General features: G+C 47.3%; 2 protein-coding genes. Both read left to right on the top strand.

All coding sequences use genetic code 11. The features are described from left to right. Positions 1 to 196 precede the first annotated feature (196 nt). Positions 197 to 940 (top strand): HAD family hydrolase, encoded by a 744-nt coding sequence (locus PN462_RS17910; RefSeq protein WP_272130190.1) that lies wholly within the window; start codon positions 197 to 199, stop codon positions 938 to 940. A gap of 30 nt (positions 941 to 970) precedes the next feature. Beyond that, a complete protein-coding gene (locus PN462_RS17905) occupies positions 971 to 2,446 on the top strand; it encodes an efflux RND transporter periplasmic adaptor subunit (RefSeq protein ID WP_272130189.1) in 1,476 nt (491 codons plus the stop codon). The last annotated feature ends 237 nt before the right edge of the window (positions 2,447 to 2,683 follow it).

Genomic DNA, 2,683 nt, shown 5'->3' with positions numbered 1-2,683 from the left:
GGTCTATGCGTAGCCTAAGAGGTTGTGAGTCTCAGCCGCATCGTTCGCGCAGCGTCTCCGCAGGAGAAGCGGTATCGACTCACCCGCTTTCCTCCCCCACCTGTTCCGAGGTGGGGGAGTCCCGCGGCTCTTTTGTTGAAGGAATCCAGAAAGAGGGTGATTCCCTCTTTTTTTATTGATGGGGGTAACGGAGGTTATGATGGCGACAATTTGCTGTGGAGAGGTGACGTTTTCAGAAGTTGAGGCCATTATTTTTGATAAGGATGGCACGTTAGAGGATTCTCGGTCGTTTTTACGGGAATTAGCTCAAAAGCGATCGCGCTTAATAGATGCTCAAATTCCAGGCATTGGCGACCCGTTGTTGATGGCCTTTGGGGTACAGGAGGATCACCTGGAGCCGGCAGGACTGATGGCCGTGGGGAGTCGCTGGGAAAATGAAGTGGCAGCAGCGGCCTATATTGCCGAAACGGGACGGAGTTGGGCAGAGGCGGTGTCTATTGCCCATGAGAGCTTTTTGGAGGCGGATCAGTATTTACAACGGACTCCAGAGACTTGTCCGTTGTTTACAGGGGCTAAGACGTTATTACAGCAACTTACAGAGGCGGGGATTAAGTTGGCGATTTTATCGGCGGATTCTCCCATAGGAGTCCGGACATTTGTGGAACGCCATCAATTGAGTGATTGGATTAAAGTAACGAAAGGGGTTGAACCTGGGGGGTTGGGAAAACCCGATCCCTTATTGTTTACTGAAACTTGTATTGCCTTGGGGAGTCAGCCGAAAAATGTGTTGATGGTGGGGGATTCAGCGTTAGATATTGACATGAGTAAGCAGGGACAAGTGGGAGGCGCGATCGCAGTTCACCCTTACCACCCCCCAGAAGCGGCCATTGAAGGCGCAGACGTTGCGATCGCCAGTCTCCAGGAAATAAAACTACAATAATTCCTGAAAAGGATGATGGACTCAACTCCCATGAGTAGAACAGCAACACTTCGGTATCGTCAAGGTATAAAATGGCTCGTCGGTGCAGGACTTGTCACCGTAGCCGGAATAGGCGGCTATTTTGCTTATTTATTCTGGTTTGTTGAAGCGGCCCAATCCGTTTCCGCCCCCCTTCTCACCATTGAGCCGAGCGACGTAAGCAAAACCGTCTCGGCAGGAGGAACAGTCCAACTCGGCAATCAACAATCCCTCAAAACCCCCACCTCTGCCAATCAATCCGCCATTGTAGACCGCATTGAGGTGAGTCTCAATAGTCCCGTTGAGGAGGGACAAATCTTAGTCCGACTGCGAGACCCCCAAGGGCAAAGCGACATTGAACAACAGGAAATTGTCGTACAGCAGCAACAACTAACCCTAGAAAAACGACAACGGGACTTCACCCAAGCCGAGTTAAATTTGAATCAAGCTCGTAATAAGTTAGAAATTGCCCAAGCCAATGATACCGAACTGCAAAAAACCCAAGCCAACCTAGAACGAGCGCGAGAAAAGTTACAAGAACAAAAAGTTGAATTAGTCAATTTGCGAGAAGAGTTAGCCGCCACCCGCAATTTAGTCGAACAGGGATATTTAGCAGAAAATGAACTGAGAAATAGTGAAAAAGCGGTTCGGAATGCAGAAGCCAGACTTCGAGACCAGGCGAACACTATCCAAGACCTAGAGTTAAGTTTAGAAAATCAACGCCTCACTCGCCAACAATCCCTGAATGAGCTTCGGGATGAAGTCGCTCGCCAACAACTGGCCGTAGAGGATGCTCAAGATGCGATCGCAGCCGCAGAACAAGATTTAAACGAAGCCCTCCTCAATCTAACCAAAACCCAAGCAGAATTCGAGAAAAACAGCCTCATTCGAGCCACCAGCGACGGACGAGTATTAGACATCAACGTGAGTCTGGGAGATGTGTTGCAACAAGGGGACACCCTACTCACCATTGGCAACCCCCAACGGGAAGAAGTGGTATTAAATCTCCCCACCCTCCAAGCCACCCTAGTCGAAGTCGATCAACCCGCTAAAATTAATACCATCGGCTTCATTGCGGGAACTTATGACGGACGAGTCCGCGAAATTAGTCAAGTTGCCCTAGATGAGGAGAGTTCCAGTCGCAGCCAACAAGGTACAGTGAAAGCGGTAGTAGTATTAAACGAACCCACTGGGACAATTATTCCAGGGAGTCAAGTGAGTGTCCAAATTATCGTCGAACAAGTCACCGATGTTTTAAATGTTCCCCCCCAATTCATTCAAGAGCGAGACAGTGATGATCCCTTTGTTTGGGTGGTAAATGAGGACAAGCAACTCGAAAAACGCCCTGTAGAATTAGGATTAGTTGGAGACAGCAGCACCGAAATTAAATCCGGTTTAGACAACGGCGAAACCATCGCCAGTCCCCCCGTTGACCAAACCCTAGAACCCGGCATGACGGTCACACCTTTAGAAGAAAGTGAACAATGATTTTGTTGTTTGTCGTTTATTGCTTGTTCTTTGTTCTTTGTTCAACTCCTGAACATTTAATTCTTCATTATCGACTATAAATTATCAACTATCAACTATAGCATTTTTATTGGAGTTGTAAACAAAGAGGTCAGAATGGAGTAAAATTAAAATATCGAGAATTCAGGAAAATTGTTATGGAAAGTCAACAAGAACAATATATTCAAGAATTAAATGAATGGATTAAAAAAAATCCAG

Origin of the sequence: Spirulina sp. CS-785/01, from assembly GCF_028330525.1 — a bacterium.
In the GTDB taxonomy this organism is placed as follows: domain Bacteria; phylum Cyanobacteriota; class Cyanobacteriia; order Cyanobacteriales; family Spirulinaceae; genus JAQMSD01.
This window is presented reverse-complemented; position numbering and strand designations above follow the sequence as displayed.